Genomic DNA, 15,193 nt, shown 5'->3' with positions numbered 1-15,193 from the left:
TTCTTTACATAGTGAACGAGCCGCTAACAAGTGGTTTATGACGGGTAACCAAACGTGGTTGCCTTATTCTTAATAAAAACGCCTTTACGCTGCATCTTTCTGAGGATTATCGGGATCGATACCATAATCCTTAAGCTTCCGATAAAGTGTGGATCGGCCAATACCTAGCTTCCTCGCCACTTGACTCATTTGCCCTCGATAAAACTTTAACGCGAAACGAATCAGTTCTTCCTCGACATCTGCAAGACGGCGCACATCGCCGGCTTGATTGACGCTCGGGATAGCGTTGTCAGAGGCCTCGGGACCGCGGCGTATCGTCTCGGCGACGGACGCCGCCTGGTAATCCTCAGGAAATTCAGCATCCGGATCGAGGTGCGAATTGTCGGCGACGAGCGCCAGGTGATCCACCACCTCGTAGTTCGGAAGCTGGGCGGCGATCTGCGGGAAATCTGATTCGGTCAGCTCCGGACCTTCGGCAAGCACGACGGCGCGGAAGATCGCATTTTCGAGCTGGCGGATATTGCCCGGCCAGTCATAGGCGGTCAGCAGCGCCAGCGCGCCGGCGTTGACCGTCATGCGCCGGCCGTTCTTCTGTTCACTGGAGAAGCGGTCGGTAAAGACGCGCACCAGATGCGGAATGTCTTCCTTGCGCTTGCGCAGCGCCGGAATGGTGATCGGGAAGACGTTTAGGCGATAATAAAGGTCTTCGCGGAAGTGGCCGTTCTTGACCTCTTCTATCAGATCTTTGTTCGTCGCCGAGATGAGACGCACGTTGACCTTATGCGCCGTGCGCGCGCCGACAGTCTCGATCTCACCCTGCTGAACGGCGCGCAAGAGCTTGACCTGCACTTCAAGCGGCAAATCGCCGATCTCGTCGAGGAAGATGGTGCCGCCATCGGCTTCCATGAATTTGCCGATGTGCTTTTCGGTCGCGCCTGTGAACGCGCCCTTTTCATGGCCGAAAAGAATGCTTTCGACGAGATTGTGCGGAATGGCACCGCAATTGACCGTGACGAACGGCTTGCTGGCCCGATCGCCGCCCGACTGGATGGCGCGCGCAACCAGTTCCTTGCCGACGCCCGATTCGCCTTCGAGCACGACCGGAATGTTGGACTGCGAGGCACGCTGCGCCAGATCGATGACACGGATCATCGCCGGACTTGCCGAAACGATGTCGTCGAAGCCGACGGAACCTGAGCGCGAGCGACGGCCGGCACGGGCCTTCACCTCACGCTGGTCGAGCTTCATCGCATTGGAAATGGACGTGTTGATGCGCTCCGGAGAGACCGGCTTGACAACGAAATCGAAGGCACCGGCGCGCATGGCCTGTACGACCGTTTCGATGCCGCCCTGCCCTGTCTGGACAATGACCGGTATCTGCGTGCCGAAGTCATGCAATGCTTCGAGAAACTCGAGGCCGGTCATTTCCGGCATCATCAAATCGAGCACGATGACATTGAAAAGGCCGGGATCGCGCTTCACCATCTCCAGCCCGATGCGGCCGTTTTCGGCCTGATGCACCACATGGCCGTTTCGCTCGATCGCGTTCTTGAGCAGACGGCGCTGCACGGGGTCGTCCTCGACCACGAGAATCTGCCCTGCTCCTTTGAGCTCATTGTAACCGGTCATTGTCGCCTCACTTCATGCGAAACCTTAAGGCGCACTCTGACAGAAAGGCTTGAACATCCAGTTTTGAGAAACAATTGCATTTTAACGATTGTGACCGGCCGTTTTCGTGCCGTCACAAGGCCTTTGGCATGCCTGAAACCCCTTGATGCCGGGCCTTGCCGCGCTTAGACAGTCAAACTGCTATAGAAGAGGAAGAGGAACAGCCCCATGAGACATCAGTTTGCACACGCCGATCTTTACCTTTCGGCAACGGCTTCCGCTGCAGCAGCGGACCCGGCTCTGGGCGAACTTCCAGGTTGGCGTCTGCAGGACCTCTATCCCTCTGCCACCTCCACTGCCTTCGTTTCCGATATGGAAAAAGCCGGCAAGGCCGCGTCTGATTTCGAAAACAAATGGAAAGGCAAGTTGGCCGAAGCCGCCACAAAGAAGGGCGAGGAGGGCATCGGCCAGGCGCTGAAAGAATATGAGGCCTTGGACGATATCATGGGCCGCCTCGGCTCCTTCGCCGGCCTTACCTATTTCACCGACACGTCCAACCCGGCTAACGGCAAGCTCTATGGCGACGTCCAGGCGAAATTGACCGACTATTCCGGGCGCCTGCTGTTCTTTGCTCTCGAGCTGAACCGCATTGACGACGCAGTCATCGATGCCTGCATGGCCAACGATCCGCTGGCCGGCCATTACCGCCCCTGGCTCGTCGATCTGCGCAAGGACAAGCCCTATCAGCTGGAAGACAAGCTGGAGCAGCTCTTCCTCGAAAAGTCGATGACATCAGCTGCTGCCTTCAATCGCCTCTTCGACGAGACGATGGCCGAACTGCGCTTCGAGGTCGACGGCGAGAAACTGCCGCTCGAAGTCGCGCTGAACATGCTGCAGGAAAAGGATCCGGAAGTGCGCCGCAAGGCGGCAATGGCGCTGGCCGAAACCTTCAAGACCAATATCCGCATCTTCACGCTGATCACCAATACCCTTGCCAAGGACAAGGAGATCGCCGACCGGTGGCGCGGCTTCGAAGACATTGCCGACAGCCGCCATCTGGCAAATCGCGTCGAGCGCGAAGTGGTCGACGCACTCGCCGCAGCCGTCAGGCAAGCCTACCCGCGCCTCTCGCATCGCTATTACAAGATGAAGGCGAAGTGGCTCGGCATGGAACAGATGAATTTCTGGGATCGCAACGCGCCGCTTCCGGAAACCTCGAGCGCCGTCATCTCCTGGTCTGAAGCCAAGGACACGGTACTGTCCGCCTATGGCAATTTCGCGCCGGAAATGGCTTCGATCGCCAGGCGTTTCTTCGACGAGCAGTGGATCGACGCTCCCGTCCGCCCAGGAAAGGCGCCTGGCGCGTTTGCCCATCCGACGGTCCCGTCAGCTCATCCCTATGTGCTCCTCAACTATATGGGCAAGCCGCGCGATGTCATGACGCTTGCCCATGAGCTCGGCCATGGTGTGCATCAGGTTCTCGCGAGCGCGCAAGGCGCGCTCATGTGCCAGACGCCGCTGACGCTTGCCGAAACCGCTTCTGTCTTTGGCGAGATGCTGACCTTCCGCGCACTGCTCAACCGGACGACGGACAAGCGCGAACGCAAGGCCATGCTCGCCCAGAAGGTCGAGGACATGATCAACACGGTCGTGCGCCAGATCGCCTTCTACGAATTCGAGCGCAAAGTACATACCGCCCGTAAGGCCGGCGAACTGACGGCTGACGACATCGGCGAGCTCTGGCTGTCCGTGCAGTCGGAAAGCCTCGGCCCGGCGATCAAGATCTCCGAGGGATATGAGACCTTCTGGGCCTATATCCCCCACTTCATCCATTCGCCCTTCTACGTCTACGCCTATGCTTTCGGCGATTGCCTGGTGAATTCGCTCTATGCCGTCTACCAGAAGGCGGAGGCTGGTTTTCAGGAAAAGTATTTCGAAATGCTGAAGGCTGGCGGCACCAAGCATCATTCGGAACTGCTGAAGCCCTTCGGCCTCGATGCGACCGATCCTTCTTTCTGGAGCAAGGGCCTGTCGATGATCGAGGGCCTGATCGATGAATTGGAGGCGCTGGACAAGGCGTAAGCCGCCGACGCCCTTGCCGGAAAGCCAATGGCAGCGTCCGAACCCTTCATCCTGTTCCGGGACGATACGACCGGCGAAGTCATGCTCTTCGCCGGCCCGGAAACCACGATTGTCGCCCGCACGCGCGCAGAATTCCTGCCGGCGCTCAAGCGGATGGAGGAGGCGCGAAAGGCAGGCAAGTGGCTTGCCGGTTACATGGCCTATGGGGCCGGCCATCTTTTCGAAGAAAAACTTGCCGGCTTTGCTGAGGAGAACCGGGAGACGCCGCTTTTGCTGTTCGGCGTCTTTGATGCGCCACGGCCCGACGATCATCCGCTTGCGAGACCACGGCAGCGCATCGAAAACGAAGAGTTTCTGACCGCCCCGAAGGCTGGCTGGAATTTCCCTATATATAAAGAGCGTTTCGAACGCCTGCACCGGCATCTGCGCCTCGGCGATATCTATCAGGCCAATCTGACGATGCCGATCGAAGCGCGCTGGAGCGGCGAACCACTCGCCGCCTTCTGGTCGCTGATCGACCGCCAACCCGTCAAATATGGTGCATTCGCCAATCTCGGCGGTCCAATCATTCTCTCCCGTTCGCCGGAACTGTTTTTCCGGACTGACAAAAATGGCTGGATCGAAACGCATCCGATGAAGGGCACGGCCAAGCGCGGCACAACTCCGGCCGAAGATGCCGAGATCATTGCGGCGATGAAGGCCGATATGAAGACGCAAGCGGAAAACCGTATGATCGTCGATCTGCTGCGCAACGATATCTCGCGCATCACTGAAGTCGGCACGCTCGATGTTCCGAAACTTTTCGACGTCGAGACCTACCCGACCGTCCACCAGATGGTGAGCCACGTACAGGCAAAACTCCTGCCTGATTTGACCATTCGCGACATTTTCGCCGCCCTTTTTCCTTGCGGCTCGATCACCGGCGCACCGAAGATGCGTGCCATGGAAATCCTGCACGAGCTCGAGGACGGCCCGCGTGATGCCTATTGTGGCGCGATGGGCATGATCGCGCCCGACGGTGCCATGCGCTTCTCCGTTGCCATCCGCACCATGACCCTCTTCGATGGCGGCAGGGCCGTCTTCAATGTCGGTGGCGGCATCGTCTTCGATTCAACGGCCGAAGCCGAATATGAGGAATGTCTGCTCAAAGCCCGCTTCGCCGTCGGCGACCAATGGATCGCCCGATGACCGATTTCTCGCTGATCGAAACGCTGCGCTGGCAACCGGATGACGGCTTCATTCGCCTGCGCCTGCATCTCGCCCGTCTTTCCCGCTCCGCCCGCCGCATCGGCTTTCCCGAGCCGCTGCACGCGGCTGCCAAATTGAAAGAAGCGGTGAAAGGGGAACACGAACCGCGCCGCGTCAGGCTGATTTTTGACCGTGAGGGTCATATCGATATCACAACGGGACCCTTTGTCCCGCTTCCGCCGGACACCGTCTGGACCCTCCGTATCTCGAGCACCCGTCTCGATTCCGCCGATAGACTGCTACGTATCAAGACCACACGCCGTGGCATCTACGAGGCAGCACGCGCCGAGTTCACGCAGCAGCAGGCGGACGAAGTTCTTCTTCTCAACGAGCGGGAAGAGGTGTGTGAGGGCACGATCACCTCTGTCTTCCTCGATGATGGCTCCGGCACTCTCAGGACGCCGCCGATTTCCTGCGGTCTGCTCGCCGGCGTGTTGCGCACCGAGCTCATCTGTCAGCGCAAGGCGCGCGTCGGGCGCATCAGGCTCGACGATCTGGAGCAGGGCACGCTTTACGTCGGAAATTCGCTCCGCGGCCTGATCCGCGCTACGCTGCAAAAGGATTGATCATGTTTATCCTCTCCCTGACCTATGTGAAGCCGAACGAAGAGGCCGACAAGCACATGGAGCCGCATATGGCCTGGGTGAAGGAAGGATACGCGAAGGGCTGGTTCCTCGCCTCCGGCCGCAAGGTCCCGCGCACAGGCGGCGTCATTTTCGCCGTCGGCGACCGTACCGAGATTGAGGCCTATGCCGCGGCCGACCCCTTCACCATCCATGGCGTCGCCGAATATGACATTACCGAAGTCGCACTGACAACCGTGACCGAGGGACTGGAATCCCTCATGCGCTGAGTCACGAACCGCCCGTACTGCTCGTCAGGCTCAAAAAGGAGCGGCGATGAAACTTCCGACCTATACACCCTATGACGGCTCCGCCCGGCCCTTCACGATAGGCTTGATTCCGCTCGATCCCGCCAGATGGATCGAGCCCGACAGCGACCTCGATCGCTATCTTACGGAAAAAGCGCGGCTGGCGAACGTACGCCTCGACGATATCTTCGTCGCAGAGGAGGCAACGGAAGACGCCCAGCAGGAGGCATACGATCTTCTCCTTACGCATATCGCCGAGCAGCACCCGGCGATGTACCGGCAGAATTCCTCAGATCTGCCACCGCTTTTCAAGGCCGGTTCGCTCATTCAAGACGATCTCGTCCTCATGCGCCGCAAGGCTGATGGCTGGCATCTCGTTGCTGCCCATGTCGCCTTTCCCTCTTCGTGGTCGCTACGCGAGAAATTCAGTCGCCCGATGCATGAGATCCATGCCGACGTACCGGGCTTCAGCGAAGGTACGCGCAACGCCGCGCTCATTACGCGCATCTTCGATAATCTCCAGGTTGCCAAGCCGGTCGAGCGGCTGAACTGGTCCCTCAACACCACAGCCGATCTCTTCCTCCCCATCTCAAAACATCGGCGGGCACCTTGTGCCGAAGCCTTCACACTTCAAGAGCGTTTCGTCCGCGTCGAGCGCCAGACGCTCCGCAAGCTCCCCGTGTCAGGCGATATCCTTTTCACCATCCGCATCTACATCGACCCGGTTGCTGCTCTTGCCAGACATCCGCGGGCGGCACAGATTGCCGCACGTTTCGCCGACCAGCTGGAAGCGCTCGATGAACGGCAGACCGCATATAAGGGCCTGACGTTGCAAAGAGACGAGCTCGCGCAGAAATTGCGGGCGTTATGCAGTGCCGATATTTGACCTTTGCAGGGAACGCTCTTTATTGTGACGCCATTTTGTGATTAGAGCCGGTCACTTCACGAGCTTCGCAGCATTTTCACATGAATTCTTTAGGCTAAAGGCCTTCGTTCCCTTCCAGCAGGAGAAAAGAATGACGGAACAGAACTATCCGGTATATGGCGAAATTACCGGTCCGATCGTTATGATCGGCTTTGGCTCCATCGGCCGTGGCACGCTGCCCCTGATCGAGCGCCACTTCAAGTTCGACAAGAGCCGGATGGTCGTCATCGACCCGCGCACGGACGATGCCCACATTCTGGAAAAGCACGGTGTCAAGCACATTCAGGCATACGTGACGAAGGATAACTACAAGGAACTGCTGAAGCCGCTGCTGACTGAAGGCGAAGGCCAGGGCTTCTGCGTCAACCTCTCGGTCGACACCTCGTCGCTCGATATCATCAAGCTCTGCCGCAAGCTTGACGTGCTCTACATCGACACTGTCGTCGAGCCCTGGCTGGGCTTCTACTTCGACAAAAACATGAAGAACGAGGAACGCACCAACTATGCGCTGCGCGAAACCGTTCGCAAGGAGAAGGCTAAAAACCCCGGCGGCACGACTGCCGTTTCCACGTGCGGCGCAAATCCCGGCATGGTGTCCTGGTTCGTCAAGCAGGCACTGCTCAACCTCGCTCGGGACATGGGTCTGAAGTTTGACGAGCCGGGCCAGGACGATCGCGAAGAATGGGCAAAGCTCATGAAGAAGGTCGGCGTCAAGGGCATCCACATCGCTGAACGCGACACGCAGCGCACCATCCACCCGAAGCCGCTCAACGTCTTCTGGAACACCTGGTCCGTTGAAGGCTTCATCTCCGAAGGCCTGCAGCCGGCCGAACTCGGTTGGGGCACTCATGAAAACTGGATGCCGAAGAACGCCAAGAAGCACAAAAAGGGCTCCAAGGCCGCTATCTTCCTGGAGCAGCCCGGCGCTAACACCCGCGTACGCACCTGGTGCCCGACGCCCGGCCCGCAATACGGTTTCCTCGTTACCCACAACGAATCGATCTCGATCGCCGACTTCTTCTCGGTAAAGGACAAGGACGGCGACGTCACCTACCGTCCGACCTGCCACTATGCCTACCATCCGGCAAACGACGCGGTCCTGTCGCTGCATGAGATGTTCGGCAACGGCGGCAGAGCACAGCCGGTCCTCCACGTTCTCGATGAGAACGAATTGGTCGACGGCGTCGACGAGCTCGGCGTACTGCTTTATGGTCATGACAAGAACGCCTACTGGTACGGTTCGCGCCTGTCGCTGGAAGAAACCCGTCGCATCGCCCCCTACCAGAATGCAACCGGCCTGCAGGTGACCTCAGCCGTTCTTGCCGGCATGGTCTGGGCACTCGAAAATCCGAAGGCCGGCATCGTCGAAGCCGACGAGATGGATTACAAGCGCTGCCTCGAAGTGCAGCTGCAGTATCTCGGTCCGGTCGAAGGCCACTACACCGACTGGACCCCGCTCGACGGTCGCCCGGGCCTGTTCCCGGAAGACATCGACACCAAGGATCCTTGGCAGTTCAAGAACATCCTCGTTCGCTGAGCTCTGCTGCAATGCTTGGAAGATGCCCGCTGCAAGGCGGGCATTTTTGTAACGCCTGCTGTCTAAATGCCGGACACCTCTGCCGAAGGCTTGCCTTCGCGGAAGGCCCGCGCCATGTTTTGCGCGAAGTTCGCGAATAGTTTCCGCTCCGAATTCGCCGGGAGAAGCCTTATGAAAATCAGAACTGGTCTCGTTCTTGCGGTTGCATCGGCAGCTCTTGCCGCCTGCGTTTCCTCCGGTCCGCGGCCCCTCCCTGTTGCATCAGCACCCGCCCCGGCCGGTGTCGAGGGAACCTGGGCTGATCCGAACGGTATCGTCTCCACATTCCAGGGCGGTACCTTCACGACGCGTACGACCGACAGCAACCAGCTTCTGGCCTCCGGCACCTATATCAAAACGTCGCCGACGCTGGTCGAAATCAACATGACCTCGCTGGTTCGCAACACCCAGTCGAAAGTCAATTGCGCTCTCGTCAGCACGAGCCAGCTGAACTGCACGTCGGATGCGGGGGCACAGTTCACCTTGACGCGTCGCAGCTAATCCGCTTCTTCGACGTTGAGCGCCGCTGCCAGCTTTTTTGCCGGCAGCCCCTTGGAAAGCGACGCCATCTCCACAGCTTCTCTCTTGCGGTTGGGCCACCAAGGTGGAAACATCCGCGCGCCCGCATCGTCAATGACGATCCACGTGAGGGATGGGCAGGATCAGGGGAAAGGATCTTGTCCCTAATTAGGAGAACAGGGATGGCGAAGTCTTTCAGCTTCGGTCTTTTGACCGCGTCTATTCTGGCGCTGAGCACAGGGGCCGCATTTGCGGATTACGAACTCAATATTCTTCATATCAACGATTTCCACTCGCGCATCGAATCGATCAACAAGTTCGATTCCACGTGCTCTGCGGAGGAAGAAGGCAAGAACGAGTGTTTTGGGGGTGCTGCGCGCCTGAAGACCGCCATCGACCAGCGCCGCCAAGCTTTGACTGGCAAGAACACGCTGCTGCTTAATGCCGGCGACAATTTCCAGGGTTCGCTTTTCTACACGACCTACAAGGGCGCAGCCGAAGCCGAAATGCTGAACCTCATGAAGTTCGATGCCATGACCGTCGGCAATCATGAATTCGACGACAGCGAGGACGGGCTCGCAACCTTCCTCGACAAGGTCCAGTTCCCCGTCGTCACCGCCAATGTCAAGGCAAGTGCTGCTTCCAAGATCGGCGACCGCGTGAAGCCATCTCTCGTGCTCGACGTCGCCGGTCAGAAGATCGGCATCGTCGGCGCCGTCACCAACGATACGCCGGAGCTTTCCTCTCCCGGCCCGAATGTAACGATTGCCGACGACGTCCAGAGCATTACGGCAGAAGTCCAGAAACTTAAGGGCGAAGGCGTCAACAAGATCATTGCGTTGACCCATGTTGGCTACCCGCGCGACCTTGCGATGATCGCCAAGATCCCCGACGTCGACGTGGTCGTCGGCGGTCACTCGCACAGCCTGCTCTCGAACACCGATCCGAAGGCGGAAGGTCCTTACCCGACGATGGTCGACAATCCCGGCGGCTACAAGGTGCCGGTGGTACAGGCAGCCTCCTACAGCAAATATCTCGGCGATCTCGTCGTCAATTTCGATGACAACGGCGTCGTCAAGGAGGCGAAAGGCGATCCAATCCTGATCGATTCTTCCTTCATGCCGGATCAGGCTGTCGCCGCGCGCATTGTCGAGCTGGCAAAGCCGATCGAAGACCTGCGCAAGAAGGTAATCGGCTCTTCCGAGGGACCGATCGAGGGTGATCGCAAGGTCTGCCGCGTCAAGGAATGCTCGATGGGCAATCTGGTGGCCGACGCCATGCTCGACCGCACCAAAAACCAGGGTGTGACCATCGCCATCCAAAACGGCGGCGGCCTGCGCGCCTCCATCGACGGCGGCGACGTCACCCAGGGCGAAGTCATCACCGTGCTGCCCTTCCAGAACACGCTTGCAACCTTCCAGCTGACCGGCGCCGATATCGTCAAGGCGCTGGAAAACGGCGTCAGCCAGATCGACCAGGGCGCCGGTCGCTTCCCACAGGTCGCCGGCCTGAAATTCTCCTTCGACCAGTCGAAACCGGCCGGCAGCCGCATCAGCGATGTGCAGGTCAAGGACGGCGACACTTTCGTTCCGATCGACAATGCCAAGACCTATAGCGTCGCCACCAACAACTTCATGCGCGCCGGCGGCGATGGCTATGTCGCCTTCAAGAACGGCCAGAATGCCTATGATTACGGTCCGGACTTGGCCGACGTGACAGCCGAATATATCGCTGCGCATTCGCCGTATAAGCCCTATACGGACGGTCGCATCACGGAATTGGCGCAGGCCGCACCTGCGCCGTCCACCGAGCCGGCTCCCGCAACGCCTGCACCGGGTCCTTCCACCGAACCGGCCCCCGCGGCGCCAGCCCCGGCACCCGCGACGCCGGCAGAACCGGCGCCTGCCGCCCCTGCCCCGGCGACAGAGCCTGCTCCGGCAGCGTCCGCACCATCGACGCCTTCGACCCACGTCATCGTTGCCGGTGATACCTTCTGGGATCTCGCCAAAACCTTCTATGGCGACGGCGCGCAATGGCGCAGATTGTCTGAGGCAAACGGCAGCCCGAACCCGCGCCATCTGCGGATCGGCGAGAAAATTCAGGTTCCCGCCAAGTAAGACGATTTGTCCCGACCATGAGAGCCGGTCCGGGGTTCCCCGGGCCGGCTTTTCTTCTTATAGGGTGAACCGTGATCGGCCGGCTGCGTATGAGCCGGCGACACACGAAAGCGCGTTGGGGCCAGAATGACAGATACTTTACTCCGCCCGGCGGACCATCCCGCCGTCAAATTCGGCAAGGTCGGCGTCCTGCTGGTCAATCTCGGCACGCCTGACGGCACCGATTATACGTCCATGCGCCGCTACCTGCGCGAATTCCTGACCGACAAGCGCGTCATCGAATGGTCGCCCTGGAAATGGTATCCGATCCTGTTCGGCATTGTCCTCAACACACGCCCGCAAAAGGTCGGCAAGGCCTATGAGACGATCTGGAACAAGGATTTGAATGAAAGCTGGCTGCGCACCTATACCCGCAACCAGTCGGACCTCATGGCCGAGCGCCTCAAGGACCTGCCAAACGTCAAAGTCGACTGGGCGATGCGCTACGGCACACCATCGATCCCCTCGCGCATCGAAGCGCTGAAGGACGAAGGCTGCGACCGCATTCTGCTCTTCCCGCTCTATCCTCAATATGCGGCCGCCACCACGGCAACCGTCAACGACAAGGCCTTCCAGAAGCTGCTCACCATGCGCTGGCAGCCGGCATTGCGCACCGTGCCGGATTATCATGACGACGAGACCTATATTGATGCGTTGGCAAAGTCCGTCGAGCGGCACCTTGCCACCCTCGACTGGAAACCGGAGATGCTGATCGCTTCCTTCCACGGCATTCCGCTCTCTTATTTCCAGCAGGGCGATCCCTATTACTGCCAGTGTCAGAAGACCGGACGCCTGCTGCGCGAGCGTCTCGGATTGGCCACGGAAAACTTCATGGTCACGTTCCAGTCTCGTTTCGGGCCGGAAGAATGGCTGCAGCCCTATACCGATAAGACCGTCGAAAAGCTGGCGCAGGACGGCGTCAAACGCATCGCCGTCATGAATCCCGGCTTCGTTTCCGACTGTCTGGAGACGCTGGAAGAGATTGCTGAACAGGCCGCCCACTCTTTCAAGCACAATGGCGGCGAGCAGTTCACGCACATACCCTGCCTGAATGACAGCGAGGGCGGCATGCAGGTGCTGGAAAAAGTCGTGCGCCGCGAGTTGTTGGGCTGGGCATGATCGACGCGAGCGCCCGATTTTCTCGCGTTTCGCAATAGAAAAAAACGCCCCGCGCCCCAGATGTAAGGAATGGCCGGCAGGCGATCGCGATCTCGTCAGGGCGCAGCTCCGACGCGAATTTGCGGCCTGACGCCTTTATTGATCTGGACGTATTTCATGACTTGGGGTTTCAGGAAATTGCTTGCCCTCGCCTGCTTGATTGTCATCGCAGGCGGCGGCTACCTCGCGTGGGAATACTATCAGCGGGGCTATGCCAACGCCCCTCCCAAAGGCATCGTCGCTCAGGTCGCATGTCAGATCCGGCTCCGTGACGTCAAGGCCAGCCATCTCAGCCCGGATGATCAGCCCTTTCTCACCAATTGCCTGATGGGCGGCTACATCACGAAGAGCGACCTGGACGATGCCGGTCTATCACCCTGATTTGACAGGCAAGGCCGTCATTCCTTCCTTGCAAAGAACGTGTTAACTCACCACGTCAGGTAAGCGGGCTTTGGGAGGAATACATGCTGCTGAGCGGTTTCGATATCGTCGTAATCGTATTGGTGATTTTCGTCATCCTGGTGCTCTTTGCGGGCATCAAGACGGTTCCGCAAGGGTATCGCTATACGATTGAGCGTTTCGGCCGTTATACGCGCACGCTGGAACCCGGACTGAACCTGATTACGCCTTTCATCGAGCGCGTCGGCGCCAGAATGAACGTGATGGAACAGGTGCTGAATGTGCCAACCCAGGAGGTGATTACCAAAGACAACGCCTCTATCTCCGCCGATGCCGTAGCCTTCTACCAGGTATTGAATGCCGCTCAGGCCGCCTATCAGGTTTCCAACCTGGAAAATGCTATTCTAAACCTCACCATGACCAATATTCGTACCGTCATGGGCTCGATGGATCTCGACGAACTGCTCTCCAATCGCGATGCGATCAACGATCGGCTTCTGCGCGTCGTGGACGAGGCCGTGCAGCCCTGGGGCATCAAGGTCACCCGTGTCGAGATCAAGGATATCCAGCCGCCGCGCGACCTCGTCGACGCGATGGCGCGCCAGATGAAGGCCGAGCGCGAGAAGCGTGCCCAGGTGCTGGAGGCCGAAGGCGCACGCAATGCACAGATCCTGAGAGCCGAGGGCGCCAAGCAGTCCGCCATTCTTCAAGCCGAAGGCCAGCGTGAAGCCGCCTTCCGCAATGCCGAAGCCCGTGAGCGACTGGCCGAGGCCGAAGCCAAGGCGACGAAGATGGTCTCGGAAGCGATCGCGGTCGGTGACGTGCAGGCGATCAACTATTTCGTCGCGCAGAAATATACGGAAGCGCTGAGCTCGATCGGCCAGGCGAACAATGCGAAGGTCGTGCTGATGCCGATGGAGGCCTCTTCCATCCTCGGCTCGCTCGGCGGCATTGGCGCGATTGCCCGCGAAGTCTTTGGCGACGGCAACAACCCGCCGCCTCCCCCGCGTCCGCGCCCCGGTCCGGTGCGCTCGACGCCACCGGTCGCCCCGCCTCCGCCGAACCCGTTCAATCCTAATTCGGAGCGATAAGCCATGCTGGCGAAGATCGTCGGCGAACTTGGACCGTGGAGCTGGTGGGTGGCAGGCCTCGTATTGCTTGCCGCCGAAATGCTTGTGCCCGGCTTCTTCCTGGTCTGGATCGGCCTCGCCGCGCTCGGCGTCGGCGTCCTGTCGCTCCTCCTCTGGGATACCGCCTTCTGGATATGGCAGCTTCAGGCGCTTTTCTTCGCCGCGTTTGCGGTCATCTCCACGCTCATAGGCCGGCGGTTGACGCTGCGCAACAGCAAGACGGACGAACCTTTCCTCAACCAACGCGGCGCAAGCCTCGTCGGCCGCACGGCCACACTGCACGAACCGATCCGCGAAGGCCGCGGCCGCATTCGCCTCGACGATACGACGTGGCGGGTGATGGGGCCGGATCTGCCGGCTGGAACACAGGTCAGGGTCGTCTCCTGCAACGGTCGCGACCTGACGGTAGAGCCGACCTGATCAGGCGACACCGATCCGCAGGAGATCGTGGAAGTGAACAAGGCCGATCGGACGCTGGTCGTCATCAATGACGATGAGCGCACCGATCTTGTATTGCTCAAGCAGCGCCAGAGCAGCCGTCGCCAGGACTGTCGGCCTGACGGTCTTCGGCGAGCGTGTCATGATGTCGTCGACCATCAGTTCGGCGAGGTTGCGACCGAGGTTGCGGGACATGTCTCCGTCCGTGACGATACCGCAGAGCCGGCCCTCGGAATCCAGGACACCGACGCAACCGAAATGCTTGTGCGACAGAACCTTGATAGCGTCCGGCACAGAGGTGCCCTTCGCAACCAGGGGCAGGCGGTCACCGGTATGCATGATGTCGGCGACATGCATCAAGCTCGCACCGAGCTTGCCGCCGGGATGGAAGACATGAAAATCCGTCGCCGAGAAATCGCGCGCATCAAGAAGCGCGATCGCCAACGCATCGCCAACCGCAAGCTGCATCAGCGTCGACGTGGTTGGGGCCAAGCCGTTCGGACAAGCTTCTTCCTCGTTTGGAATCAGCAGCACCACGTCCGCGGCCATTGCCAACGACGATTGCGGGCTGCAGGTCAGCGCGATCAGCGGAATGGAAAAACGCCGCGTATAGGAGATGATGCTTTTCAGTTCCGCGCTTTCGCCGCCCTTGGAGATTGCCAGCACGACATCGTCTCCGGCAATCATGCCGAGATCGCCATGATTGGCTTCGGCGGCATGAACGAAAAAGGCCGGCGTTCCCGTTGAAGCGAAAGTGGCCGCGATCTTGGTACCGATATGGCCGCTCTTGCCGACGCCGGTCACGATCACACGGCCGGAGCTTTCGCCGATTACCTCGACGGCACGTGTAAAGGGTCCTGCCAGACCATCTTCGAAGGCACGTTCGATTGCCTCGAGGCCGCGCCTTTCGATGCTGATCGTGCGCTTGCCCGCCTCCAGCACGCTGTTTTCGATGAGTTTTACCGCTCTCCTGATCATGGCAATGCGTTAGACCTTTTCACTTTACCTGTCCACCCGACAATATTTCCCATGTATGAACACACCGCCCGCGCGGAAACGAATGGTTAACCACAAGGCTTTACC

Annotated in this window: 14 protein-coding genes; 12 read left to right on the top strand and 2 right to left on the bottom strand. The window is 59.5% G+C overall.

The features are described from left to right. Positions 1-84: 84 nt before the first annotated feature. Positions 85-1,629, bottom strand: a complete 1,545-nt coding sequence (locus tag FHX08_RS28660; protein ID WP_132657005.1) for a sigma-54 dependent transcriptional regulator — start codon at positions 1,627-1,629, stop codon at positions 85-87. A 207-nt stretch (positions 1,630-1,836) separates the two neighbouring features. Between FHX08_RS28660 and FHX08_RS28655 the strand changes: the two genes are divergently transcribed. The 12 genes from FHX08_RS28655 (at position 1,837) to FHX08_RS28600 (ending at position 14,092) form a co-directional block, all read left to right on the top strand. Next, positions 1,837-3,690: a M3 family oligoendopeptidase gene (locus FHX08_RS28655; protein ID WP_132657006.1), complete on the top strand. Its 1,854-nt coding sequence runs from the start codon at positions 1,837-1,839 to the stop codon at positions 3,688-3,690. A gap of 27 nt (positions 3,691-3,717) precedes the next feature. Continuing rightward, positions 3,718-4,878: an aminodeoxychorismate synthase component I gene (locus FHX08_RS28650; RefSeq protein ID WP_184328092.1), complete on the top strand. Its 1,161-nt coding sequence runs from the start codon at positions 3,718-3,720 to the stop codon at positions 4,876-4,878. Continuing rightward, positions 4,875-5,504: an aminotransferase class IV family protein gene (locus FHX08_RS28645; protein ID WP_184328091.1), complete on the top strand. Its 630-nt coding sequence runs from the start codon at positions 4,875-4,877 to the stop codon at positions 5,502-5,504. Before FHX08_RS28650 ends, FHX08_RS28645 begins: the two co-directional genes overlap by 4 nt. A 2-nt stretch (positions 5,505-5,506) precedes the next feature. Next, complete coding sequence (locus tag FHX08_RS28640) at positions 5,507-5,791, top strand: YciI family protein (RefSeq protein ID WP_184328090.1); 285 nt, start codon at positions 5,507-5,509, stop codon at positions 5,789-5,791. Between the two features lie 46 nt (positions 5,792-5,837). After that, positions 5,838-6,695 carry a heme-dependent oxidative N-demethylase family protein gene (locus tag FHX08_RS28635; protein WP_184328089.1) on the top strand — a complete coding sequence of 286 codons (858 nt, stop codon included), beginning with the start codon at positions 5,838-5,840 and terminating at the stop codon, positions 6,693-6,695. Positions 6,696-6,825: 130 nt separating this feature from the next. Then, the gene (locus FHX08_RS28630) at positions 6,826-8,271 is read left to right on the top strand and encodes a homospermidine synthase (RefSeq protein ID WP_132657011.1); all 1,446 of its coding nucleotides are present in this window, start codon (positions 6,826-6,828) and stop codon (positions 8,269-8,271) included. 171 nt (positions 8,272-8,442) lie between these two features. After that, positions 8,443-8,811: an outer membrane lipoprotein Omp10 gene (gene omp10 / locus FHX08_RS28625; RefSeq protein ID WP_132657012.1), complete on the top strand. Its 369-nt coding sequence runs from the start codon at positions 8,443-8,445 to the stop codon at positions 8,809-8,811. Between the two features lie 200 nt (positions 8,812-9,011). After that, positions 9,012-10,946: a bifunctional UDP-sugar hydrolase/5'-nucleotidase gene (locus FHX08_RS28620; RefSeq protein WP_132657013.1), complete on the top strand. Its 1,935-nt coding sequence runs from the start codon at positions 9,012-9,014 to the stop codon at positions 10,944-10,946. Positions 10,947-11,072: 126 nt separating this feature from the next. Next, complete coding sequence (gene hemH, locus FHX08_RS28615) at positions 11,073-12,104, top strand: ferrochelatase (RefSeq protein ID WP_184328088.1); 1,032 nt, start codon at positions 11,073-11,075, stop codon at positions 12,102-12,104. Positions 12,105-12,260: 156 nt separating this feature from the next. Then, complete coding sequence (locus FHX08_RS28610; protein ID WP_184328087.1) at positions 12,261-12,524, top strand: hypothetical protein; 264 nt, start codon at positions 12,261-12,263, stop codon at positions 12,522-12,524. 83 nt (positions 12,525-12,607) lie between these two features. Further along, a complete protein-coding gene (locus FHX08_RS28605) occupies positions 12,608-13,633 on the top strand; it encodes an SPFH domain-containing protein (RefSeq protein WP_132657016.1) in 1,026 nt (341 codons plus the stop codon). A 3-nt stretch (positions 13,634-13,636) separates the two neighbouring features. Further along, positions 13,637-14,092, top strand: coding sequence for an NfeD family protein (locus FHX08_RS28600; RefSeq protein WP_132657017.1), 456 nt, complete (start codon positions 13,637-13,639; stop codon positions 14,090-14,092). On the opposite strand, the gene FHX08_RS28595 is transcribed toward FHX08_RS28600, so the two are convergent. Continuing rightward, a complete protein-coding gene (locus FHX08_RS28595) occupies positions 14,093-15,088 on the bottom strand; it encodes an SIS domain-containing protein (RefSeq protein ID WP_184328086.1) in 996 nt (331 codons plus the stop codon). It abuts the gene before it with no gap. Between the last annotated feature and the right edge of the window lie 105 nt (positions 15,089-15,193).

Source organism: Rhizobium sp. BK529, from assembly GCF_014194105.1.
Lineage (GTDB): Bacteria > Pseudomonadota > Alphaproteobacteria > Rhizobiales > Rhizobiaceae > Rhizobium.
This window is presented reverse-complemented; position numbering and strand designations above follow the sequence as displayed.